We start from the raw sequence: 23,220 nt of genomic DNA, 5'->3' as shown, positions 1-23,220 counted from the left end.
TGACAAAGCTTTCTTCTCTATTATTTTGACAATTACTTGTATACTTTTGCTATTGGGTTAAAAAAGGATTAGAAGAAGCGGGTTTTGTGGTTGATACGGTAATCCCACCTCTTTTATTTGTATCGAGGTGGGGTTAACTCGTTACTTTTGACGTCTATTCATAGCAAAACCGAGAATACCAAATATCACGACCACTCCCCACATCGGATAATTACTCCAACGTGCGTAAGGAGTCAGCCCTGTTGTTGGGGTGACTTCAGTAGCCAGTGTTGCCGTTTTAAATTGTGGCAGCATATCCTGAATAGAGCCATCTGCACTGATCACTGCGGTGATACCATTATTGGTTGAGCGCAACAGTGGGCGGCCTAACTCCAAAGAACGCATCCGTGCCATTTGGAAGTGTTGCCAAGGGCCTATGGATTTTCCAAACCACGCATCATTTGAAACAGTAAGTAAGTAGTCGCTATCAGGCTTAAAGTTATCTCTGACCTGTGTACCTAAAATAATTTCATAGCAAATCGCAGCCGTTAGATGAATATTACCAACTGCTAATTGCGCTTGTTCATAATCGCCACGGCTAAAACCCGACATCGGCAAATTAAAGAACGGTGCGATAGGGCGCAGTAAATCTTCTAAAGGTACATATTCACCAAATGGCACTAAATGGTGTTTGTTATAGCGGTTTTTAGATGGATATAAATACGGTTTTTTATCGCCTAATACAATGATTGTATTATAAAAAGTATATTCACCATCCATCGGGCGTGCATCCACAATACCCGTAATTAACTGAGTGTTCGACTCTGCCAGTAATTGGTCGAGAGATTTAAGCCACGTTTGGTTGTCGAGCTCAACGGAAGGTACTGCCGATTCAGGCCAAACAATCAAAGACGCTTTACCGATATAAGGGCGAGAGAGCTCCATATAGGTGTCTTTGGTTTGTTGTAAAAAGCTGGCTTCCCACTTCATTGATTGGGGAATGTTGCCTTGAACCAGTGCCACTTCCATTTTCTTGTCTTCAAGGGAGGTAAACCATTGTACATTTTTGGCAATTAATGGGGCAAAAATTAAGGCAGCCGCAACAGCGAGCGCGATAAAGCTGCGGCGTAGGATAGCGAGTACTAGCAGACCACTGATGCTAAATAATAGCAACGTAATCATTTCCACCCCAAATATAGGAGCGAGAGCTTTCATCGGCCCATCAATTTGGCTATAACCAAATTGCAGCCATGGAAAACCAGTGAGAACCCAACCACGTAAAAACTCAGTAACCTGCCACAGCGCTGGGGCAAAAAAGACTAAACGCCAAATATTGGCATGTGGGGCAAATTTAGCCATCAATGCGCCAAAAAGCCCAGTATAAAGAGAAAGGTATGCCGCTAAAAGAATAACAATAAATACGTTAACAGGGCCTGGCATGCCGCCAAAATCTGCAATGCTGACGTAAACCCAGTTAACGCCACTACCGAATAAGCCAAATCCCCAAGCAAAGCCGATAGCAAAAGATTGCTTGACCGTGCGCTGCAAGGTCAGTAATTGGAGGAAAAGGATAGAAAGTAGTGCGGCAGGCCAGATGTCAAAAGGCGAAAAAGCCAGCGTTCCACTGGCTCCGAAAATTAAAGCCAGCAGTAACCGCAACCGCTGACTTTGATAAATAGACGTTGAGTTCATTAAGTCTTTTCTTCTTCCAAAGTTGGAACTGGCGCGTCGTCTGGGATTTTTACGTGAAGCAGAAGGATCCGGCGACTATCTGCCATCGCAACTTTAAATTGATAGTTGTCTATGGTTATGGTTTCACCACGAGAAGGCAGATGACCAAAGGCTTGCATAACGAGGCCACCGACCGTATCAACTTCTTCGTCACTAAAATGAGTCCCAAAGGCTTCATTGAAATCTTCAATCTGCGTCAGGGCGCGGACAGAATAAGAATGGCGGCTAAGCTGGCGAACATCAACATCGTCTTGGTCGTCATACTCGTCTTCGATTTCGCCTACGATGAGCTCTAAAATATCTTCAATGGTTACTAGACCAGAAACACCACCAAACTCATCAATAACGATAGCCATATGATAGCGTTGAGAGCGGAATTCTTTGAGTAGTCTGTCTACTCGCTTACTTTCAGGTACAACAACCGCTTGGCGTAATACCTTATCGATACTAAAAGGCTCTGCGTCGGTACGCATAAATGGCAGTAAATCTTTTGCCATCAATAACCCTTCGATATGGTCTTTGTCTTCACTAATAACAGGGAAGCGTGAGTGAGCAGAGTCAATAATGACATCAAGGCACTCATCAAGCGTTTGATTACGTTTTAAGGTAACAATTTGGGAACGCGGGATCATAATGTCGCGCACGCGTTGATCCGCGATATCCATTACCCCTTCAAGCATTTCGCGGGTGTCAGGATCGATCAAATCGTTCTGTTCAGAGTCGCGGATTAATTCGACCAAATCATCACGATTTTTAGGTTCACCATGAAATAGGTGATTTAACAGTGCAAAGAACCCTTTCTTAGGACCAGGGTTATCGCTACTCGAAGAGTTATCGTCGCTCATGGCGGTTAATTTTTTTTTCCTCAAAAAATACTCGTCATACTTCGAACCGCAGCGTTGTTGGCTGCACTCGGCTACTCGAATCACATACTTATGTATGCTCATCGAGATATCCTAGCTTGCCGCCTAGCTGCAATTCGAATTATTTAGAGTATTCACTCGTCGTATCTCGAACTGCAGCATTGTTGGCTGCACTTGGTACCAAAAGTAGCCCAAGTCAAAGTATTTGGAGCTTAGGTTAGTTAATAAAAACAGTTTGCTACATTCTTTTTTAGCACAAAATTGACGGTTTATCTGCAAAATAACCGTCAGTTTTTTGTAAAATAATGCTTTCTTTGAGAAAGATATCTCAAAAAATTATAGTTAGGTCACTCTTTTTCTGCAAGATATGGGTCTTCGTAGCCTAATTCAGCCAGAATTTCGGTTTCTAAACTTTCCATTTCTTCTGCTTCATCATCTTCAATATGATCATAGCCTAAAAGATGAAGGCAACCATGAACGACCATATGAGCCCAGTGTTCTTCTGCCGTTTTTTGTTGCTCGATAGCTTCTTGCTCAACAACTTGGCGACAGATAATTAAATCACCGAGCAAAGGCAGCTCAATTTCTGGCGGAGCCTCAAAGGGGAATGACAACACGTTGGTCGGTTTGTCTTTGCCACGATAGGTTAAGTTTAAGTGATGGCTTTCGGGTTCATCAACCACCCGAATAGTGACTTCACTTTGTGCTTGAAATTTAGGCAAAACAGCTGTTAACCAACGCTGAAATTCGGCTTCAGGAGGCAAGCCTTCAGGGTTTTCGCACGCAATTTGTAAATCGAGAATAATGTCACTCATTTATAGATTTTCCTGCTTTTCAAATTGCTTTTGCTGTTCTTTTTCTTCACGTAACTGTTGGCGACGTTTATTGTCTTGTTCTTCCCATGCTTCATAAGCCATGACGACTTTGGCAACAACAGGATGACGAACCACATCTTCACTGTGGAAGAAATTGAAGCTTAAATCATCGACTTCGGAGAGCACTTCAATGGCATGACGTAATCCTGATTTACTACCGCGAGGCAAGTCAACCTGAGTAATGTCTCCCGTCACAACCGCTTTAGAATTAAAGCCAATACGTGTTAAAAACATCTTCATCTGCTCGATGGTGGTGTTTTGGCTCTCATCTAAAATAATAAAAGCATCATTCAACGTACGGCCACGCATATAGGCCAGCGGCGCGACTTCGATAACATTACGCTCAATCAGTTTTTCAACTTTTTCAAAGCCTAACATTTCGAATAGCGCATCATAAAGTGGGCGCAGGTAAGGGTCGACTTTTTGGCTGAGGTCGCCCGGTAAAAAACCAAGTTTCTCACCTGCTTCAACAGCAGGGCGCGTAAGCAGAATGCGGCGAACTTCTTGGCGTTCTAAGGCATCAACTGCCGCGGCTACCGCTAAATAGGTTTTCCCAGTTCCCGCAGGGCCAATGCCAAACGTAATATCATGGTCTAAAATATTGGCGATATATTGCGCTTGATTTGGGGTGCGTGGTTTGATCACACCACGTTTAGTCTTAATATTCACCGCTTTACCGTAGTCAGGAACGCTATCGGCGGATTGCTCTAAAACACGGCTATCCAGAGTGGCTAAGTGAATATTTTCAGGGTCAATATCAGGGATAACACCGCGCACAGGCGCGGTATCAACATACAGTTGACGCAAAATTTTGCTGGCCGCTTGAACGTTCAGCGGCTTACCCGATAACTTAAAACGGTTATCACGGCGATTAATTTCGATAGCAAGGCGGCGTTCTAGCTGCTTGATATTATCGTCAAATGGCCCGCAGAGGCTCATTAAACGTTGGTTATCTGCGGGTTCTAGAAAGATTTCTTGTGTTGCGATTTGCAAATTTTTTGTCTCGGTCACTGAATATCCTATGGTTGTGGCTTAGGGCTGAAAACTACCAACACCTAGCTCATCTTCTTTACGGGTGCGTGCAATAACAGACTCTGGCGATTCATGAACGCGAAGACCCATTTGATCTTCTGTACGAATGACTTTACCGCGTAATGAGTTGGTATAAACATCCACAATTTCGACATCCACAAATTTACCAATCATATCCGGTGTACCTTCAAAGTTCACAACACGGTTATTTTCAGTACGTCCAGACAGCTCCATAACATTTTTACGCGATGTTCCTTCAACTAAGATACGTTGAATGGTTCCCACCATTTGGCGGCTGAAGCTTAATGCCTGCTGATTAATGCGCTGTTGCAGTAAGTATAGACGCTGTTTTTTCTCATCTTCCGTTACGTCGTCAGGTAAATCTGCAGCGGGTGTGCCAGGACGTGCGGAATAAACAAAGCTGTAGCTCATGTCAAAATTCACGTCAGCAATCAGTTTCATGGTTTTTTCGAAGTCTTCGGTTGTTTCACCAGGGAAGCCCACGATAAAGTCTGAACTGATAAGAATACCAGGGCGTGCTTCGCGTAGTTTGCGAATAATGGCTTTGTATTCAAGTGCCGTATGAGCACGTTTCATCATCGTTAGAACGCGGTCTGAGCCACTTTGCACAGGTAGATGCAAGAAGCTGACTAATTCTGGAGTATCGCGGTAAACTTCGATGATATCGTCAGTAAATTCAATTGGGTGGCTAGTGGTAAAGCGAACTCGGTCGATACCATCAATAGCTGCAACTAAACGCAGTAATTCTGCAAATGAGCAAATTTCACCATCAAAGGTCTCACCGCGGTAAGCATTCACGTTTTGACCCAGTAAGTTAACTTCACGCACACCTTGTGCAGCTAACTGTGCGATTTCAAATAGAATATCATCACAAGGGCGGCTAACTTCTTCACCACGGGTATAAGGCACTACGCAGAAGGTGCAATACTTATTACAGCCTTCCATAATCGAAACGAAAGCCGTTGGCCCTTCAGCACGAGGTTCGGGTAAACGGTCAAATTTTTCAATTTCAGGGAAGCTGATATCAATAACTGGGCTGCGTGTACCTTGAACTTGGTTAATCATCTCAGGCAAACGGTGCAAAGTTTGCGGGCCGAAAACGATGTCAACGCTTGGTGCACGTTGGCGAATAAAATCCCCTTCTTGTGAAGCGACACAGCCGCCTACACCAATAATAATGTCAGGGTTTTTGTCTTTAAAAAACTTCCAACGACCAAGTTGATGGAAGACTTTTTCTTGTGCTTTTTCACGAATTGAACAGGTATTAAGCAGTAATAAATCTGCTTCTTCAGCAATTTCAGTGAGTTGATAACCATGGGTATTTTCTAATAAAGAAACCATTTTGGATGAGTCATACTCATTCATCTGGCAACCCCAAGTTTTAATGTATAGCTTTTTATTCGTCGACATGTCGTATATCCGGTGTTTTCGAAGCGGCTAGTGTAATGGACTCCGAAACGCGTTGTAAATCCAAAGTCCTACCCTTTATATTTGGGAACTCGCATGCATTTTGATTAAGGACATCATTGTATGATGGGATAAATGCAAAGATATTTAAAATAATATCACCACACGAAATCTAAGGGCAGGCAATTTGCCTATTGTTTTAAAATTAGCACGTATTGTATTCATTTGCGGCATCAGTGACCAGAGGATGTTGCAAAATTGTGGTTGTTTTTTGTGCAAATTAAAGTGTTTTCGGCAAAATACACTGTTTGTAAGGTTATAAAGATGAAGGGCTCGAATAACCTCTAAGCCTTCAATGCTTATATTTCCTGTGAGGATCATCATTTTTCGGTACAATACCTTTATCAACGTGGTCACTGTTATCAAACAACAATCTTTATTAAACAATAATAAATAGTAGCGAACGTATGAATAAATTAATCGAATCTTATGATGTTGTCGTCGTTGGCGCAGGTATGACTGGCGCGGCAGCAGCATTGGGCTTTGCTCAAGAAGGCATGCGAGTCGCTTTGCTTGAAAAAGCACAACCTGCGGCCTTTGACCCACAAAGTGCTCCAGATGTTCGTATTTCTGCGATTAGCCGTGCTTCTGTTGAATTGTTGGAGCAATTAGGGGCTTGGCAACATGTTAAGGCAATGCGAAGTGCTCCATATCGTCAGTTAGAAACATGGGAAGAGCCAGAGAGCAATGTGGTTTTTGATGCTCAGAGTCTTGGGTTGCCTGAACTTGGGTTTATGGTAGAAAACCGTGTGTTACAGCTTGCATTATGGCAAGAATGTGAAAAATACAGCAATCTAGACCTTGTCTGCCCTGCGAGACTTATCAATTTATACCAACCTAAGTCACAAGAAGAGTGGATATTAGCATTAGATGATGGCCGAGCTCTGCAAGCTAAGCTTGTTATTGGAGCTGATGGCGCGAATTCGCAGGTCCGCAAAATGGCAGGGATTGGTAGCCGTGGCTGGCAGTATCGCCAATCATGTATGTTGATTAGCATTCAAACACAGCAGTCTCAGCAAGATAAAACATGGCAGCAGTTTTTTCCATCAGGGCCTAGGGCATTTTTACCGCTGTATGATAATTGGGCTTCATTAGTCTGGTATGACAGCCCTGCAAAGATTAGGCGTTTACAAGGCATGTCAATGGAACAGTTGACGGGAGCGATTTCTGAAGCTTTCCCTGAACGTTTAGGGCCTGTTACCGCAATTGCGTCAGGGGCATTTCCACTGACTCGTCATCATGCTCGTCGCTATGTAATAGATGGATTAGCATTGATTGGTGATGCCGCTCATACCATTAATCCATTAGCGGGGCAGGGAGTGAATTTAGGCTACCGAGATGTTGATGCGTTGTTGAAAGAAGTGATTTACGCGCGCGAATACATACAACCTTGGCATTCCCTTGATGTATTGAAGCGTTATCAACGCCGTCGTTTGCCTGATAATTTAATTATGCAAGCTGGAATGGACGTATTTTATATGGCATTTAGTGAAAAGTTACCAGGATTGAAAATAGTTAGGAACCTTGGGTTGATGGCGGCACAGCGTGCTGGAGAAGCGAAAAAGCTGGCGTTGAAGTATGCTTTAGGTTTATAGAAATTATCTTGAATATAATAAATAGGACGCTAATTAGCGGCCTATTTATTATTAAGTGAAGAAGTTATGGTTATTTATTATTAGCTAAATCAACCGGCTGAATATTACTTGTGTCTGTATTGATGCTGTCATCTTCAGTAATCACTGAATCTAATGTTTCATTTTTTGCTGAAAATGCATGAGCCAGTTTTTCTGTGTCGAGTTCTTTTTCCCAACGCGCAACAACGATACACGCACATGCGTTACCCACTAAGTTAGTTAATGCACGGCACTCAGACATAAAACGGTCGATACCTAAAATAAGCGCCATACCTGCGACAGGAACGCTTGGCACCACCATCAGTGTGGCTGCTAAGGTAATAAACCCTGCACCCGTCACACCAGCTGCACCTTTTGAGCTTATCATCGCAACTAACAGCAACGAAATTTGTTGCCAAATAGTGAGCTCAATATTAGTGGCTTGGGCAATAAACAATGCAGCCATCGTCATATAAATATTCGTACCATCAAGATTGAATGAATAACCCGTTGGGATAACTAACCCGACAACCGATTTTTCACACCCTGCATGCTCCATTTTGCGCATTAAGCTTGGCAGTGCCGCTTCGGAAGAAGAGGTACCTAAAACTAACCATAGCTCGTCTTTGATATATTTAATTAGCGCAATGATGGAGAAGCCGTTGTATTTAGCAACTGCACCCAGAACAAGTAAGACGAACAACAGTGAGGTAATATAGAACGTCATAATCAGCATCATTAAGTTGCCGATAGAGGATATTCCATATTTACCAATAGTAAATGCCATTGCGCCAAATGCCCCGATAGGTGCGAGTTTCATGAGCATCGCAACCATTTTGAACACAGGCTCAGAGAAGTTTTGTAGTAGTTTTACAATGGGCTCGCCGTGTTTACCTGTTGCAGCTAATGCTAATCCGAAAATGACAGCAATAAATAGAACTTGCAGGATGTTGCCGTTTACTAATGGACTAATGACGGTATCAGGGATGATATTCATCAAGAAGCCAACTATCGAAGATTCGTGTGCTTTTTCAACGTAGGTGGCAACTTTAGTGCTATCAAGGGTTGCCGGATCAATATTAAGGCCTGAACCTGGGCGAATGATATTCGCGACGATAAGACCGATGACGAGGGCGATGGTCGAGAAAGTGATGAAGTAGAGCATCGCTTTACCTGCGACGCTACCAACGGCCTTCATGTTTGACATGCCAGATATACCAGTAACAACAGTTAAGAAGATAACTGGCGCAATAATCATTTTAACGATTTTGATGAATGCATCACCAAGCGGTTTTAATGATTCTCCAATGTCTGGAAAAAAGTGGCCAAGTGCGATACCCAGAACGATGGCTACGATTACCTGAACATATAAAATCTTATATATTGGTTGCTTTATCATGTTTCGCATAAATTTTCTCTGTAAAAATGTTGCGTTTGGCAATTTATAATTATTAGGTTTAAAACTTTTATTAGAGTTTCTGAGAACTAATTTAGTTGGAATGGAAGAAGGGGCTGAATCTATTAGTACCAGAGGTTGATAATAATTTAACTGGTAATAATCATACCTAACTACAATTCGAGCGCAGATTACCACTTTCAGCAGTTATAGAGAAATGATTGAAGTCACATATTTGATAGAAAAGTTATGCAAACGTAAATTTTATGAGCTAAATGTTACTTTAATATCACTTTAAGCGATTAAGCTATTGGTTATCCGATAATATTGGAATTAAATAAATAAAGAAACTACCAAAAAGTCATCATTTAAGCTAAAAATAGAGATAGAAATATAAAAAACAGTAGAGATGAAGCCTCAACCTATTAAAAAATGGAGTTATCTGCTATTTTTTAATTTTTTATTTAATTTATCAATAAAATCGATAAGCAAAATTAAGATAGTTTAGGCAGAGAAAGAGAGAATAGGCGTTAATTTAAGTGATATTGAAAAGAGAATGGCTGGGGTACCAGGATTCGAACCTGGGAATGCCAGGATCAAAACCTGGTGCCTTACCGCTTGGCGATACCCCAACAAAAGAAATGGTAGCTACGACGGGATTCGAACCTGTGACCCCAACATTATGAGTGTTGTGCTCTAACCAACTGAGCTACATAGCCATATATAATTTCTTTGAAATGAATTGTGCAACTCTAGGTAGGATAGTAGATGGCTGGGGTACCAGGATTCGAACCTGGGAATGCCAGGATCAAAACCTGGTGCCTTACCGCTTGGCGATACCCCATCCGGGAATTCTACTATTGATTGTTTTAAGATGGCTGGGGTACCAGGATTCGAACCTGGGAATGCCAGGATCAAAACCTGGTGCCTTACCGCTTGGCGATACCCCAATCTTAAATTCAATGCTACCGAGAAGGAAAATGGTGCGGGAGACAAGACTTGAACTTGCACACCTTGCGGCGCCAGAACCTAAATCTGGTGCGTCTACCAATTTCGCCACTCCCGCAAATAATGGTGGCTATGACGGGATTCGAACCTGTGACCCCAACATTATGAGTGTTGTGCTCTAACCAGCTGAGCTACATAGCCATCTTTTTTTGCATAACCTTCGTCGGCGTTGCGGGGCGCATTATGCTAATTACAGACCCGACAGTCAACAGCTTTTTGCACTATTTTTTAGAAAACGTGACTGTTTGTTTGTTGAATAATCATTTTGTCGATAAAGCCAGCAAAAAACAAGCCCGTATTTGAAAAAAATCACTTTTTGTCTTAGACGCTAGATAAATGTAATTTGGTTATGGTGTGAAATAAAACAGCGAAAGAGCTAAAAAATTTGTGTGGGGGAACAAAACGGAGGAATGGGGAGTATGCTAAAAGTGATGTATGGAATGCAGCGTTCAGTTTATAGACAATAAAAAAGCAGGTATCTCAACCTGCTTTAAAAAAACACGCCAAAAATTAGCTTTCAAACAGTTTTTGTAATAATTCACCATTGAGCATCGCGCGTTTAGTGAGTGCGAAAGCGCCTATTGCCGAGTTATGAACTAGCTGCGATGTGACGATGGGAAGATTCTCTCTAAATCCTTTTAAGGCTTGTGTATCAATGCAGCTTTGAATTGCGGGTAACAGAATTTGTTCTGCTTCTGTGATATCGCCTGCAATAACGACTTTTTCAGGGTTAAATAAGTTTATAGAGATAGCTATCGCTTTACCGATTTGCCGGCCAACGTGCTGGATAACTTCCGTAGCAAGAGGATCTCCCTTATTAGCGGCTTGGCAAATATGGGAAATCGTACAAGTTTCCAATGTAAGGGAGCTCGAATAGCCTTGTTCTAAACGCTGTTTTACGCGGGCTTCAATCGCTTGGTTTGAGGCAATGGTTTCTAAACAACCAAAATTACCGCAATGGCAAAGTTCGCCAAGAGGGTCAACTTGAATATGCCCAATTTCCCCGAGGTTACCTCGATGGTTGAGTAATATCTCTTTATTGATGACTAAACCCGCCCCTGCGCCTCTGTGGATGCGAACTAGTAGAGAGTCTTCGCAATCACGAGTAGCACCAAAATAGCTCTCAGCGAGGGCTAGGCTGCGAATATCATGCCCTGCATAACAGGTAATTTTAAAGTGTGCTTGTAAATTGTCGATGAGATGCCAATTGTCGACCTTGATATGTGGCATGTAGTAAACAATCCCACTATTTGGGTTAACTAACCCAGGGAGAATAATAGAAATCGCAATCAGCTCTTTTAAGCGCTTGTGATTGTGCTCAATAAAATCATCAAGAGCGGCAATCAACTTTTGTTCTACGGCTTGCTGAGAAGGCTCTGTGATAGGGTAATGGGCATCGACAATCATTTTGCCACCTAAGTCGTATAAGGCGATGGTGGCATCATAGCGCCCTAAGCGGACGCCAATCGTGTGAAAATTTTTGTGTTCAGAAACAATAGATATGGCACGACGGCCTCCAGTAGAGGCCTGTTGGTCAACTTCTTTAATTAAACCACGTTCGAGTAACTGGCGAGTGATTTTAGTCACACTGGCTGGGGCAAGTTGGCTTTGCTCCGCGATTTGAATTCTTGATATCGGGCCATGTTGGTCAATTAAACTATAGACGACAGCGCTATTTAGTTGTTTGACGAGATCAATATTACCAATTTGCTTCAGCGAGTGGCTTTGATTCATTAGCTAGTTACTCATTTTTTGTAGACTTCTGCTCCGTTAACATAGGTTGCAAGGACGTCGAAGTCGTGGTTAAACGCGGTTAAATTCGCAATTTTACCCGGAGCAATAGACCCTAAAGTCTCATCAACTCCAATGGCTCTTGCGGGGTAGAGCGTTGCCATTCTCAGTGTTTCATCTAATGGAATACCCACGTACTCTACACTGTTTCTCACTGCTTCTATCATGGTGAGTGACGAGCCGCTGAGTGTGCCATTTTCATCTACACATAATCCATCGCGGTAGTATATGGTTTTACCCGCGAAGATAAAATGATCCATTTCACCAGTTTGAGGATCTATTCCTGCCGGCGCTGTGGCATCAGTCACTAAAATTAATTTATCACCTTTTAAGTGCTTACTATTACGGATATTTGCCCACTGAACATGTAAGCCATCAGCAATAATTCCTGCATACACTTCAGGAGTGTCATAAATAGCACCAACTAAACCGGGGCCACGGCCTGAAATATATGGCATGGCGTTGAAAAGATGCGTTGAAAAGCGAATTCCGGCTTTAAAGCCCTGTTTAGCCTCTTCATACGTTGCATTTGAATGCCCAGCAGAAATAACAATGCCGGAATCTTTCAATTGATGAATGTAATCAAGTTCAACCATTTCAGGCGCTAAAGTGATTTTAGTGATGGAGTCTGCATGAGCAGCTAAATAATCAATCATCTGCGCGGATGGTTGGCGGATAAATTCAGGGTTATGTGTGCCTTTTTTAATAACATTAATATATGGGCCTTCTAAATGGAGCCCGAGAGCTTGGTTCTTGTGGTCTTTTAAGTACTCAGTCATGACCTCAATACCATGCTTCATCAATTCGTCAGAGCAGGTAATCAGCGTTGGCAGGTAACTGGTACATCCTGTACGCTCATTGGCTTTTTGCATGATATCCAAATTCTTTAATGTGACATTTTCTTTATTATCATTGAATTGGACACCACCACAGCCGTTGACTTGCAGGTCAATAAACCCTGCAGATAACGTCGCACCTTGTAGGTCATGTTGTGGAATATGGGAAGGTAATTCAGAGACAGGACAAACATCTTTGATGATTTCACCATCAATGACGACCGCATGGTTATCCAGTCTTTCATGACCTGTATAAATAATGCAATTTGTTAATGCATACATGGCTTAAAACTCCTGACCTCTGGAAAGTGGGTCACCGATCAGCCTTCGCTGATCGGGTGATTGATAAATATAATCTTAGTTAAACTTTTCAATAATTTCAGATTCTAGCTGTTTGAAATATTTAAGCGTTTTAACTTTTAATTCGAGTGTTGCGGGTTCATCACAGACGACCAGTGCTTTTGGGTGCATTTGCACGCAGCTCACTGTCCACATATGGTTAATTGAACCTTCAACTGCGGCATGAACTGCGTTCGCTTTATTCGCACCCGTTGCAAGTACCATTAACTCTTCAGCATCCATTAATGTGGCGACACCGACAGTTAAAGCAAATTTTGGTACTTGATTGATATCATTATCAAAGAAACGTGAGTTAGCTTGGCGCGTTTCTGGTGTCAATGTTTTAATGCGGGTGCGTGAGTTCAATGAAGAACCGGGTTCATTAAAAGCAATGTGACCGTCGTTACCTACGCCGCCCATAAATAAATTAATTTTGCCGTAAGATTTAATTTTATCTTCATAACGTTGGCATTCCGCATCAACATCTGGGGCATTACCATTCAGTAAATTAATATTTTGCGCTTGAATGTCGATGTGGTTAAAGAAATTTTCATGCATAAATGTGTGATAGCTTTGAGGATGATTAGCTGGAATACCAATATATTCATCCATATTAAATGTTACCACATGCTTAAAACTAACTTTTCCTGCGTTATATAAAGCAATCAGTGCTTTATAAGTGGCAAGAGGGGTACCGCCTGTTGGTAACCCAAGAACGAAAGGGCGATCAGCAGTAGGGTTGAATGCGTTGATTTTGTCAGCGATATACTGTGCGGACCAAATGCCAACATCATGCGCATTATTAAGTGGAATTAGCCTCATGTCTCAATTACCTCTAATAAGTCTGTGAAATCTTTCATGTATATATGTATCCCTGATGTTATTCATTAGATATAGGAATACTCGTTATACTTCAAATTTATTGTGCATTATCACTTGGTTGACATGCTATTTTTGTTTCAGGACATGCATTCAAGTGTGCTGAGAATATACAGGTTAATAGTACAAATAAGTTATTTTTAATCATAAAATAAGTTTTCGATAATAGCTAGTAATTTAGTCATATCAGTAACTCTTTCGTTGACATTTATCACAAATCGAACCTATTTATTTTGCATCGCGAAACAATTAATTTAGACTATGAAATTGATACTCTCAATAACCTAAATTATGATTTAGGTGTGTGAACAATAAGATCCCGTAAATGGGGCAAAAATAGGGCGATAAAGGGGGAGTTTGTGAATATTCTTAGCTACTTACAGCGGATTGGTAGGGCACTTATGGTGCCAGTTGCTGTACTACCAGCCGCAGCAATCCTGATGGGGATTGGCTATTGGATTGACCCAGATGGTTGGGGAGCCAATAGTGCAATCGCAGCGTTACTGATAAAATCGGGTGCGGCTATTATTGATAATATGTCCGTACTGTTTGCTATTGGTGTTGCTTATGGAATGTCAAAAGATAAGGACGGTGCGGCTGCGCTGACCGGTTTTGTTGGCTTTTTAGTCGTGACAACACTGTGTTCGCCGGCATCTTATTCCATGATCATGAATGTTCCGTTGGAAAGCGTTCCTGCGGCATTCGGTAAAATAAATAACCAATTCGTGGGTATCTTAGTTGGGGTATTGTCTGCTGAATTGTACAACCGCTACAGTGGCGTAGAGCTACCAAAAGCGTTGTCTTTCTTTAGCGGTCGTCGCCTCGTGCCGATTTTGACATCATTCTTAATGATCATCTTAGCCTTCATTCTGATGTATGTTTGGCCGGTGGTATATAATGGTTTGGTTTCTTTCGGTGAAAGCATTAAAGATTTAGGTTCTGTGGGAGCGGGTATTTATGCCTTCTTCAACCGTTTATTAATTCCTGTTGGTCTACACCACGCACTTAACTCTGTGTTCTGGTTTGACGTTGCTGGGATCAATGATATTCCGAACTTCTTAGGCGGCGCTAAGTCAATTGATGCCGGCTTGGCAACGATAGGTATCACTGGTCGCTATCAAGCAGGCTTCTTCCCAATCATGATGTTTGGTTTACCTGGTGCGGCATTAGCGATTTACCACTGTGCTCGCCCGGAAAACAAAGCCAAAGTGGCTGGTATTATGATTGCTGGTGCGTTTGCGGCATTCTTCACCGGTATCACTGAACCACTTGAATTCTCATTCATGTTCGTGGCGCCAATTCTGTACGTAGTCCACGCATTGTTAACGGGTATTTCGGTTTATATCGCAGCAACAATGGAATGGATTTCAGGGTTCGGTTTCAGCGCAGGTTTAGTCGATATGTTATTGCAATCACGTAACCCATTAGCCGTTCAGTGGTATATGTTGATTGTTCAAGGCTTAGTCTTCTTCTGCATTTACTATGTCATTTTCCGTTTCATGATCCGTAAATTCAACCTGTTAACACCAGGCCGTGAAGAGAGCGCAGGTGATGAAACGATTGATGGTTATGACGAAAGCATTAGCCCTGCCGATAACAGTGACAGCGATATTCAAAAAGAAGCTCGCCAATATGTTGCAGCGGTTGGTGGTAGTGATAACATCGTCAGTATTGATGCTTGTATTACACGTTTACGTTTAGGCGTTAAAGATTCAGCAGTTGTTAACGATGCGATGACTAAACGTTTAGGCGCTTCAGGTGTTATCCGCTTAAGCAAACAAAATGTGCAAGTGATTGTCGGTACACGTGCTGAATTGGTCGCAAAAGCAATGACTGAAGTAATTGCAAAAGGCCCTATTGCCGGTTCTGCACCAGTTGCAGCAGCAGAAGAGAAAAAAGCCGCAGAGCCTGCGAAAACAAAAGGTAATGTGATTTTATCTCTGGTTGCGCCAGTCAGTGGTCAAGTGTTCTCCCTTGACGATGTGCCAGATGAAGCGTTTTCTAGCCGCATTGTGGGCGATGGTATTGCCATCAAACCAACAAGCAGCGAAGTGTTAGCGCCGGCGTCAGGTACGGTGGTGAAAATTTTCGAAACTAACCACGCATTCTGCCTTGAAACAGAAAACGGTGTTGAACTCATTGTTCATATGGGGATCGATACGGTTGCACTGAAAGGTGAAGGTTGCGCACGTTTAGTGGAAGAAGGTGCTGAAGTAACCGCTGGCACACCAATCCTGAACTTAGACCTCGCGTTCCTTGAAGCCAATGCTAAATCAATGATTAGCCCTGTTATCATCAGCAATATCGATGATTTTTCTGGCGTCGAAATTTTAGTTGAAGGTGACGTGAAAGCAGGTGAAACCGTTATTTATAATGTTCTGAAATAATTCAGTTTAATATTATAAGTGAGTAAGAGGGTGGCTTAGGCCACCCTCTTTGTTTATGCAGCTTAAATAAGAAAAAGATAATCATATAGGGCATAACAAATAATGATAATCACTATCAATTGAGTCCAGTGTATAAAGAAAATATAATTAATTGTTAGCTTTGTGGAGAGGCTGAAATACGAGAGTAATTAAAATAAAAGCGCCTAAAAGCAATATAACAAAGTATCTATAAGGAGAAAAAATGGGATTAAAAATTCATCTGGTTTGGTTTGATAAACAAACAGAAGAATATGTTGGTGAAGAGTATTCTCTTGACTTAGGGGATGATGGTAGCATTATAGAAAAAACTATTAACCCTGAAGAAAACATTATTAATAATGGTTGTTTTGATGTGCTTTCTGATTGGGCCTCTAATCTTCAAAAGCATATAAAACATAAATTTAAATTTAATAAATATGATTATCAAGTTTCATTCGATTATCGAGAAGAATGGTAATTATTTATATTTATAAATTATTAGTAAATCATTTAATTTGCTTTTTTTTATGCAGGTTAATATTTACCCATAAAAATGAGGGTTATATAAAATAATTGGTAAATAATTTATTTATTTAAAATAAAGGTAAAAATCTGTAGAAATATTAGGGATTTATTCAAAGTAATAACATAAGGAATATGTATTATGACAGAGTCAATAAAGCACCTACAGATCCATAAACTAGAAGATATGAATATTCATAGAAACTTAGGCGCAGGTCATGACCCGATGCAGATAGGGCCACCCAGCATAACCATTCATGTGGCGCCTAAAGGTAGTCCAATTTACAATCAGTTAGGAGAAGACACGGGGAATACATCACAATGGGGACATACCTATATTAGTATTCGAGGCATTAATCCTGTGACACATAATTATGAACAAATTAGCATGGGACTTAGTCCAGGAGAAGATTGGGGGTCATCAAAAGATAATTTGTCTTTTAATGATCATGTTCGTTATAAAAGTGCTTCCACATTGACGATAACATCAAATAATCAACAGTTTTTTAGTCATTTCAATAATCTATATACGGCTATGCATGATTATAAAACAGGAAAAACGCAGCCTCCGAATTATAATCCATTTAGTTTAACTGGGGAAAAAACGTGCGGTAAATTTGTTCAGTCAGAGCTAGAAAAAGCAGGCATGCAAGGTATTAATATCCCCTTTTGGCCTGATGATGCTTATGAGAATTTAGACAATTTGGCTGATGATTACGAAACACCATTAGTAATTGATTTAGGTGGTAATGGTGTACAAACTTTAGTAGATAGTTTTGGCGTTGAATTCGATTTTAAAGGAAATGCAATTAAGTCGCGAACAGGCTGGGTACACCCAGATGATGGATTACTGGTGTGGGATAAAAATAAAGATGGCATGATTAATTCAGGTAACGAATTGTTTGGTAACAATAGCCTACAGATTAGTAATACACGACTGAAAGATGGCTTTTCTGCTTTATCTGAATTGGACAGTAATACTGATAGAATTATTAATTCAAGTGATAAGTTTTGGTTGGAGTTAAAAGTCTGGCAAGATAAAAATTCGGATGGTATTAGTCAATTCCATGAATTAACAAATTTAAGTAATATGGGCATTAACGCAATTGAGTTGAATGCAAATGAGCTCAATTTTTATGATGAGAATGGTAATTTCCATAAATTAATGGCTAAGGTAAGTTGGGATAATAATAAGCAAACTGAAGTCGTTGATGTATTATTTCACCAGCGAGCGAATACGATTAATTTACAACAAAATTTTAATCAACTTATTGATAATATGCTTGGTTTTTCATTCCCCTCAAATGATGACTGTATCTTTTTAATTGCAGACACCATAACAAGCTATCCTCATGCAACTTCACTCTCTACCAATGATTTAGGAAAAATCTCGTGAGGTTGCTTTCATGGTCTATCGTTATAGGAGCGTTCATTATCGGGACTCCAACTTGGGGAGGGAATACAAATCCTCCTTTAATTCCAACTGTAAGAGATCGTCTATATACCATTGGGTATAATGAAACAGAACTACGTTATGACCCAGACCTACCTAAAAAAGTTTCTTATCCTGCAAACCAACAGCAAGTGCTTGAGTTATATCATCGGGCATTAAAAAATAATAATGAAGATGATAATTATGCCTTATTTTCTTTTTTCAGAATTGGTTGCACCGATTTTAAGCATTTACATAATGTGAAAGCTGCAAAAGAAGAGTGTGCACTGGCAAATTTCTTTTTGAAGAGAGTATTAAAAATTAATTCTAACAATGGGTTAGCTCTGTTATTTACAGGGGTAAACTATCAGCATGGTAATGGGGGGGAAGTAAATATGCCAGAAGCAATTTCATATTATGAACGAGCTTACCACCTTCATGGTAATAAGGTAATTGTAGCAGGAAAAAATCTTTCGACGATTTATTTACATGGACTCGGCGGGATCCCTCAGGACTTTAATAAAGCTAAATACTATTTAGAAATGGCCGCAAGAGATAACCCAAAGGGGCAAGATGCATATTACCTCAAGAATTTTGATACATATGTTGATTTACTCAAAATATCAAATGAAGGTGATAAATGTAAGCAACAAAACCCTAATAACCGTATCTGGGTAAAAGAATGTAATGATAAAGTAGAAAAGAAAATAGAAGCGTACTTAAAAAAACATAGAGGAAATCAGAAAGAGAAAGATGCGATTGGTTAATTTACCAAAATTTTATTTTATGACTAGTATGAAAGGTAGTTATGAATAATACGTTAAAAATAGAGTGTAAAAAACACTCTATTTTTCGTATTAAAAAATTGCATTTATTAATAACATTGGCGAAATCTCAAACAAGGTTGTCAAATCTGCATAAGCAAGGGGCTTTTTTCATCGATAAGATATTTTCTCAATGACTGATGAGGAATTTTCTGTGGAACTGCTTCTGTGCTTATTTGGCTTTATTTCGGGGATCACCACCGCACTATTTGGTTTTGGTGGCGGCTTTATCACCGTTCCACTGTTATATGCGCTAATTACCTTAGTATGGGGGCCACAAAGCGATGCAGGAACTGTGGCGATGCAAATCGCGGTGGCAACATCCACTTGCGTGATGATTTTTTCATCAACATTATCAAGTCGCGCTCATTATTTAAAAGGAAATCTCAGCTGGCCAATTATAAAGCCATTTATTATCCCTATTTCAGTGGGGGGGATATTTGGGGCGATTGTGGCGTTATCGGTAGATAATGCATTAATTCGTTGGATATTTATTGGCTATCTCATCATCACTATTTTAGATTGTTTTATTCGTCCCGGTTTTATGAAGACAGAATCTACGGGGATACAACTCTCTCGTGGTGGTATTTTTGCAGATACTCCGATTGGTGTGGTGATTGGCGCGGTAGCGGCATTTTTAGGTGTTGGTGGCAGTGTGATGACTGTTCCATTAATGCGGCGCCGTGGTGCCAGTATGATCCAAGCCGCTGCCTTTGCGAATCCATTGACATTACCAATGGCGATCACGGGTACATTAACCTATTTTTATTTCGCTATTGATAAACACATTGACCTCGGATCGGGCTTTCTGGGGATGATCTATATCAAAGGGGCATTAATTTTAATTGTGACATCGTGGCTAGGGATACGTTTTGCTTCTTTATTAATGCCTTACCTTAGCGATAAACGTCATGCCCAAAGTTATCCACTACTGTTACTCGTGGTTTTAGCTGTTATGTTACTGGTTTAAAATCGCGTATTTCGGTAGGCAAAAATGAGGTTTTTGTCCTAAATTCCTTCTGATCATCGCTTTTGCCGCACTTGGCGCAATCAAACGGTTGTTTCCTGATTGATTATGGTAGAATATATTTAGTTACTACACGCTTTTAGCGCGCTTTTGGCATTGAGGAATGATGACAATGAATGAGGCAGATGCTCGCCCAACAAATTTTATCCGTCAGATCATAGATGAAGATCTGGCGACCGGAAAACACACGTCAGTGCATACGCGTTTTCCACCTGAACCGAATGGCTATTTACATATTGGTCATGCGAAATCAATCTGCTTGAATTTTGGCATTGCCAAGGATTATCAAGGCCAATGTAATTTACGTTTTGATGATACCAACCCTGTAAAAGAAGATGTCGAATACGTTAACTCGATTCAAGAAGACGTTAAATGGCTTGGTTTTGAGTGGAGCGGTAATGTTCGCTATTCCTCTGACTACTTTGATACCTTGTATCAATATGCAATTGAGCTGATCAAAAAAGGCTTAGCTTACGTTGACGAGCTCAGCCCAGATCAAATTCGCGAATATCGTGGAACATTGAAAGAGCCGGGTAAAAATAGCCCATACCGTGAGCGCCTTATTGAAGATAACTTAGCATTATTCGAAAAAATGCGTGCGGGTGGCTTCGAAGAAGGAAAAGCGTGTTTACGTGCGAAAATCGATATGGCATCCCCATTTATGGTGATGCGCGACCCGGTTTTATATCGCATTAAATTTGCGGAACATCACCAATCTGGCAATAAATGGTGCATTTACCCAATGTATGACTTCACGCATTGTATTTCTGATGCATTAGAAGGTATTACACACTCTTTATGTACCTTAGAATTCCAAGACAACCGTCGTTTATATGATTGGGTATTAGACAATATCACCATTGATTGCCATCCACGTCAGTACGAGTTTTCTCGTCTGAATTTGGAATACACGGTGATGTCTAAGCGTAAATTAAACCAATTAGTCACTGAAAAACACGTGCATGGTTGGGATGACCCTCGTATGTTAACCATATCAGGCTTACGCCGTCGTGGTTATACTGCAGCCTCTATCCGTGAATTTTGCCAACGTATTGGTGTGACAAAACAAGACAACAACGTTGAAATGGCCTCTTTAGAGTCCTGTATTCGTGATGATCTGAATGAGTCAGCACCACGTGCTATGGCGGTTATTGACCCAGTTCGTGTGGTGATTGAAAACATGCCAGCGGGTGAAGAGATTTTAACAGCGCCAAACCATCCAAATAAACCGGAGATGGGAACGCGCCAAGTGCCATTTAGCAATGAAATTTATATCGACCGTGCAGATTTCCGTGAGGAAGCGAACCGCCAATATAAGCGTTTAGTATTAGGCAAAGAAGTTCGTTTGCGTAATGCATACATTATTAAAGCAGAGCGTGTTGAAAAAGACGCAGATGGTAACATCACAACCATCTACTGTACTTATGATGCAGGCACATTAAATAAAGACCCAGCAGATGGCCGTAAAGTGAAAGGCGTTATTCATTGGGTAAGTGTCGCTCACGCATTACCTGCAGAAATTCGTCTGTATGACCGTTTATTCACTGTGCCAAACCCAGGTGCAGAAGACGATTTCTTATCGGTTATCAATCCAGATTCACTGGTTATTCGTCAAGGTTTTGTTGAGCCGAGCCTGAAAAATGCCGTGGCAGAAAAAGCGTATCAGTTTGAACGCGAAGGCTATTTCTGTGCGGATAACAAGTTAAGTAGTGCAGAACATTTAGTCTTTAACCGGACTGTGGGGTTGCGTGATACTTGGGCGAAACTCGAAAATTCTTAATTTGATGTCCCCGTCATACTTTGCACCACAGGGGTGTTGGCTTCATTAAGTTACTCGAGTCACATACTTATGTATGCTCACGGGATAACTTAATTTGCCGCCTACCTGTGGTACAAATTATTTAGGGGCCAGATCGAGTATTAGCACAAAAAACGCTGACAAATAAATGTCAGCGTTTTTTATAGTAATCTACAAAGCCTACAAAATCTGAAGAACCTATTTGGATTTGCTATCCACTTTTTCTTTTAATAATTCATGCAGATATTCATTCGCGGAAGTCACATTACCTTGCGCATCTTTAACTTGATACTCTTCGCCAGTAATGGACGATTTTGAAGCTACGTTATCAATAAATTGTTCTACAGTTTTGAGACGTTTTTCTGTTTTACGCAGTTTTAATCGCAAATGAGACTCTGCGTCAGTGGCAGAATATTCAGTGCCATTACGTGTAAAAGTAAGGTTTTGTTGTTTACCAAGCTCAGCTAATAATGATTCAGTACGCATTTTTTCTTCAGGGCTTAACGCAAGGGCTTGAGTAGTCACAAAAACACTTAAAAAAAGGACTAAAGCAGATGAAAAACGGTTTGATAGTTGGGCTGTGAGTGATTGCACGAATTTCTCTCCATAGAAAAAAGGTGAGTAAATTATAAGCAGTCTTTTAATTTAAACTATCGGTAAGATTCCTAGAATTCAATAAATGGTCATCTGTTAAGGCATAAACCGATAACCAATTCCTGTTTCGGTTAATAAGTGAATAGGGCGTGCTGGGTCATTTTCTAATTTTTGCCGTAGATGGCCCATGTAGATGCGTAAGTAATGATTATGTTCCACATAATTAGGCCCCCAGACTTGCAGTAATAAGTGCCTCTGAGTTAATACTTTACCGCTGTTAGCCACGAGTTCACTGAGTAAACGAAATTCAATCGGGGTTAGATGAAGTTCTTCATTTTGTTTGGTCACGACACGATTAATAAAGTCGATGGTAATATCCCCAAACTGGCATTTTGAGTTTTCTTGAGTGGCTTTGCCGAAGCGCCGTAAAGCCACTCTAACTCGAGCCAGTAACTCACTAATTCCGAAGGGTTTTGTGAGGTAATCATCAGCACCTGCATCCAATGCTGCCACTTTTTGTGATTCTTCTTCACGAGCGGATAAAACAATAATCGGAATACTACTCCACTGACGTAGATCACGAATTAAATCAAGCCCATCACCATCGGGTAAGCCAAGGTCTAAAATTAACAAATCAGGTTGTCGCGTACCGGATTCAATGAGGCCGCGTTGGTAATTTTCCGCCTCAAATACCTTCCAGCCTTCACCTTCCAGCGCTAAACGAACAAAGCGGCGGATTTCTTTTTCATCTTCAACAACCAGAATTTGATGGCTAGTACTCACAATAT

Annotated in this window: 18 protein-coding genes and 6 tRNA genes; 7 read left to right on the top strand and 17 right to left on the bottom strand. The window is 40.9% G+C overall.

Going from position 1 to position 23,220, the window contains the following annotated elements; all coding sequences use genetic code 11:
* Positions 1-141 precede the first annotated feature (141 nt).
* From lnt to miaB, 5 genes are all read right to left on the bottom strand, one after another.
* Positions 142-1,671, bottom strand: coding sequence for an apolipoprotein N-acyltransferase (gene lnt / locus P3L37_RS14330; RefSeq protein ID WP_109912841.1), 1,530 nt, complete (start codon positions 1,669-1,671; stop codon positions 142-144).
* Positions 1,671-2,555: a CNNM family magnesium/cobalt transport protein CorC gene (corC, locus tag P3L37_RS14325; protein ID WP_004908986.1), complete on the bottom strand. Its 885-nt coding sequence runs from the start codon at positions 2,553-2,555 to the stop codon at positions 1,671-1,673. Before corC ends, lnt begins: the two co-directional genes overlap by 1 nt.
* A gap of 365 nt (positions 2,556-2,920) precedes the next feature.
* The gene (gene ybeY, locus P3L37_RS14320; RefSeq protein ID WP_004908987.1) at positions 2,921-3,388 is read right to left on the bottom strand and encodes an rRNA maturation RNase YbeY; all 468 of its coding nucleotides are present in this window, start codon (positions 3,386-3,388) and stop codon (positions 2,921-2,923) included.
* Entirely contained in the window at positions 3,389-4,441 is a 1,053-nt protein-coding gene (locus P3L37_RS14315) for a PhoH family protein (protein WP_109912869.1), read from the bottom strand.
* 39 nt (positions 4,442-4,480) lie between these two features.
* Positions 4,481-5,911 carry a tRNA (N6-isopentenyl adenosine(37)-C2)-methylthiotransferase MiaB gene (gene miaB / locus P3L37_RS14310; protein ID WP_004908990.1) on the bottom strand — a complete coding sequence of 477 codons (1,431 nt, stop codon included), beginning with the start codon at positions 5,909-5,911 and terminating at the stop codon, positions 4,481-4,483.
* 464 nt (positions 5,912-6,375) lie between these two features.
* Between miaB and ubiF the strand changes: the two genes are divergently transcribed.
* Complete coding sequence (ubiF, locus tag P3L37_RS14305; protein ID WP_109912840.1) at positions 6,376-7,563, top strand: 3-demethoxyubiquinol 3-hydroxylase; 1,188 nt, start codon at positions 6,376-6,378, stop codon at positions 7,561-7,563.
* Positions 7,564-7,633: 70 nt separating this feature from the next.
* Here the strand turns inward: ubiF and P3L37_RS14300 are convergent, their stop codons facing one another.
* The 10 genes from P3L37_RS14300 to nagB form a co-directional block, all read right to left on the bottom strand.
* A complete protein-coding gene (locus P3L37_RS14300; RefSeq protein WP_109912839.1) occupies positions 7,634-8,989 on the bottom strand; it encodes a dicarboxylate/amino acid:cation symporter in 1,356 nt (451 codons plus the stop codon).
* A 545-nt stretch (positions 8,990-9,534) separates the two neighbouring features.
* Positions 9,535-9,609 (bottom strand) — tRNA-Gln (locus P3L37_RS14295).
* Between the two features lie 10 nt (positions 9,610-9,619).
* Positions 9,620-9,696 (bottom strand) — tRNA-Met (locus tag P3L37_RS14290).
* A 50-nt stretch (positions 9,697-9,746) separates the two neighbouring features.
* Positions 9,747-9,821 (bottom strand) — tRNA-Gln (locus P3L37_RS14285).
* A 31-nt stretch (positions 9,822-9,852) separates the two neighbouring features.
* Positions 9,853-9,927: transfer RNA gene (locus P3L37_RS14280), tRNA-Gln, on the bottom strand.
* A 31-nt stretch (positions 9,928-9,958) separates the two neighbouring features.
* Positions 9,959-10,043 (bottom strand) — tRNA-Leu (locus P3L37_RS14275).
* A gap of 6 nt (positions 10,044-10,049) precedes the next feature.
* Positions 10,050-10,126: transfer RNA gene (locus P3L37_RS14270), tRNA-Met, on the bottom strand.
* A gap of 369 nt (positions 10,127-10,495) precedes the next feature.
* On the bottom strand, positions 10,496-11,719 hold the full coding sequence (locus P3L37_RS14265) for an ROK family protein (RefSeq protein WP_109912837.1): 1,224 nt from the start codon (positions 11,717-11,719) through the stop codon (positions 10,496-10,498).
* 11 nt (positions 11,720-11,730) lie between these two features.
* Positions 11,731-12,894 (bottom strand): N-acetylglucosamine-6-phosphate deacetylase, encoded by a 1,164-nt coding sequence (nagA, locus tag P3L37_RS14260; protein WP_123382157.1) that lies wholly within the window; start codon positions 12,892-12,894, stop codon positions 11,731-11,733.
* A gap of 75 nt (positions 12,895-12,969) precedes the next feature.
* Positions 12,970-13,773: a glucosamine-6-phosphate deaminase gene (nagB, locus tag P3L37_RS14255; RefSeq protein ID WP_004909001.1), complete on the bottom strand. Its 804-nt coding sequence runs from the start codon at positions 13,771-13,773 to the stop codon at positions 12,970-12,972.
* A gap of 416 nt (positions 13,774-14,189) precedes the next feature.
* Between nagB and nagE the strand changes: the two genes are divergently transcribed.
* From nagE to glnS, 6 genes are all read left to right on the top strand, one after another.
* Positions 14,190-16,217 carry an N-acetylglucosamine-specific PTS transporter subunit IIBC gene (nagE, locus tag P3L37_RS14250; protein ID WP_272667335.1) on the top strand — a complete coding sequence of 676 codons (2,028 nt, stop codon included), beginning with the start codon at positions 14,190-14,192 and terminating at the stop codon, positions 16,215-16,217.
* 241 nt (positions 16,218-16,458) lie between these two features.
* Entirely contained in the window at positions 16,459-16,713 is a 255-nt protein-coding gene (locus tag P3L37_RS14245; RefSeq protein WP_004909005.1) for a colicin E3-like toxin immunity protein, read from the top strand.
* Positions 16,714-16,899: 186 nt separating this feature from the next.
* A complete protein-coding gene (locus P3L37_RS14240; protein ID WP_109912836.1) occupies positions 16,900-18,153 on the top strand; it encodes a hypothetical protein in 1,254 nt (417 codons plus the stop codon).
* The gene (locus tag P3L37_RS14235; RefSeq protein WP_226537870.1) at positions 18,150-18,956 is read left to right on the top strand and encodes a sel1 repeat family protein; all 807 of its coding nucleotides are present in this window, start codon (positions 18,150-18,152) and stop codon (positions 18,954-18,956) included. The genes P3L37_RS14240 and P3L37_RS14235 overlap by 4 nt, the downstream gene beginning before the upstream one ends.
* 211 nt (positions 18,957-19,167) lie before the next feature.
* Positions 19,168-19,983 (top strand): sulfite exporter TauE/SafE family protein, encoded by an 816-nt coding sequence (locus tag P3L37_RS14230; RefSeq protein WP_110732271.1) that lies wholly within the window; start codon positions 19,168-19,170, stop codon positions 19,981-19,983.
* 169 nt (positions 19,984-20,152) lie between these two features.
* Complete coding sequence (gene glnS, locus P3L37_RS14225) at positions 20,153-21,820, top strand: glutamine--tRNA ligase (RefSeq protein ID WP_004909016.1); 1,668 nt, start codon at positions 20,153-20,155, stop codon at positions 21,818-21,820.
* Between the two features lie 216 nt (positions 21,821-22,036).
* Here glnS and P3L37_RS14220 read toward each other — a convergent pair whose 3' ends face one another.
* Together P3L37_RS14220 and kdpE are read right to left on the bottom strand one after the other, a co-directional pair.
* Positions 22,037-22,432 (bottom strand): DUF5329 family protein, encoded by a 396-nt coding sequence (locus P3L37_RS14220; RefSeq protein WP_272667334.1) that lies wholly within the window; start codon positions 22,430-22,432, stop codon positions 22,037-22,039.
* Between the two features lie 96 nt (positions 22,433-22,528).
* The gene (kdpE, locus tag P3L37_RS14215) at positions 22,529-23,215 is read right to left on the bottom strand and encodes a two-component system response regulator KdpE (RefSeq protein WP_004909034.1); all 687 of its coding nucleotides are present in this window, start codon (positions 23,213-23,215) and stop codon (positions 22,529-22,531) included.
* Positions 23,216-23,220: the final 5 nt, after the last annotated feature.

The sequence above is a fragment of the Providencia sp. PROV114 genome, from assembly GCF_032704305.1.
Taxonomy (GTDB): Bacteria; Pseudomonadota; Gammaproteobacteria; order Enterobacterales; family Enterobacteriaceae; genus Providencia; species Providencia rettgeri.
The sequence above is the reverse complement of the archived record's forward strand: the minus strand, read 5'-3'. Positions and strand labels throughout refer to the sequence as shown.

What these genes read in the sequence shown, in the direction of transcription:
- lnt (WP_109912841.1), bottom strand. Translation starts at nt 1,671, where the DNA reads ATGAACTCAACGTCTATTTATCAAAGTCAGCGGTTGCGGTTACTGCTG.
- corC (WP_004908986.1), bottom strand. Translation starts at nt 2,555, where the DNA reads ATGAGCGACGATAACTCTTCGAGTAGCGATAACCCTGGTCCTAAGAAA.
- ybeY (WP_004908987.1), bottom strand. Translation starts at nt 3,388, where the DNA reads ATGAGTGACATTATTCTCGATTTACAAATTGCGTGCGAAAACCCTGAA.
- miaB (WP_004908990.1), bottom strand. Translation starts at nt 5,911, where the DNA reads ATGTCGACGAATAAAAAGCTATACATTAAAACTTGGGGTTGCCAGATG.
- ubiF (WP_109912840.1), top strand. Translation starts at nt 6,376, where the DNA reads ATGAATAAATTAATCGAATCTTATGATGTTGTCGTCGTTGGCGCAGGT.
- P3L37_RS14300 (WP_109912839.1), bottom strand. Translation starts at nt 8,989, where the DNA reads ATGCGAAACATGATAAAGCAACCAATATATAAGATTTTATATGTTCAG.
- P3L37_RS14265 (WP_109912837.1), bottom strand. Translation starts at nt 11,719, where the DNA reads ATGAATCAAAGCCACTCGCTGAAGCAAATTGGTAATATTGATCTCGTC.
- nagA (WP_123382157.1), bottom strand. Translation starts at nt 12,894, where the DNA reads ATGTATGCATTAACAAATTGCATTATTTATACAGGTCATGAAAGACTG.
- nagB (WP_004909001.1), bottom strand. Translation starts at nt 13,773, where the DNA reads ATGAGGCTAATTCCACTTAATAATGCGCATGATGTTGGCATTTGGTCC.
- P3L37_RS14245 (WP_004909005.1), top strand. Translation starts at nt 16,459, where the DNA reads ATGGGATTAAAAATTCATCTGGTTTGGTTTGATAAACAAACAGAAGAA.
- P3L37_RS14240 (WP_109912836.1), top strand. Translation starts at nt 16,900, where the DNA reads ATGACAGAGTCAATAAAGCACCTACAGATCCATAAACTAGAAGATATG.
- glnS (WP_004909016.1), top strand. Translation starts at nt 20,153, where the DNA reads ATGAATGAGGCAGATGCTCGCCCAACAAATTTTATCCGTCAGATCATA.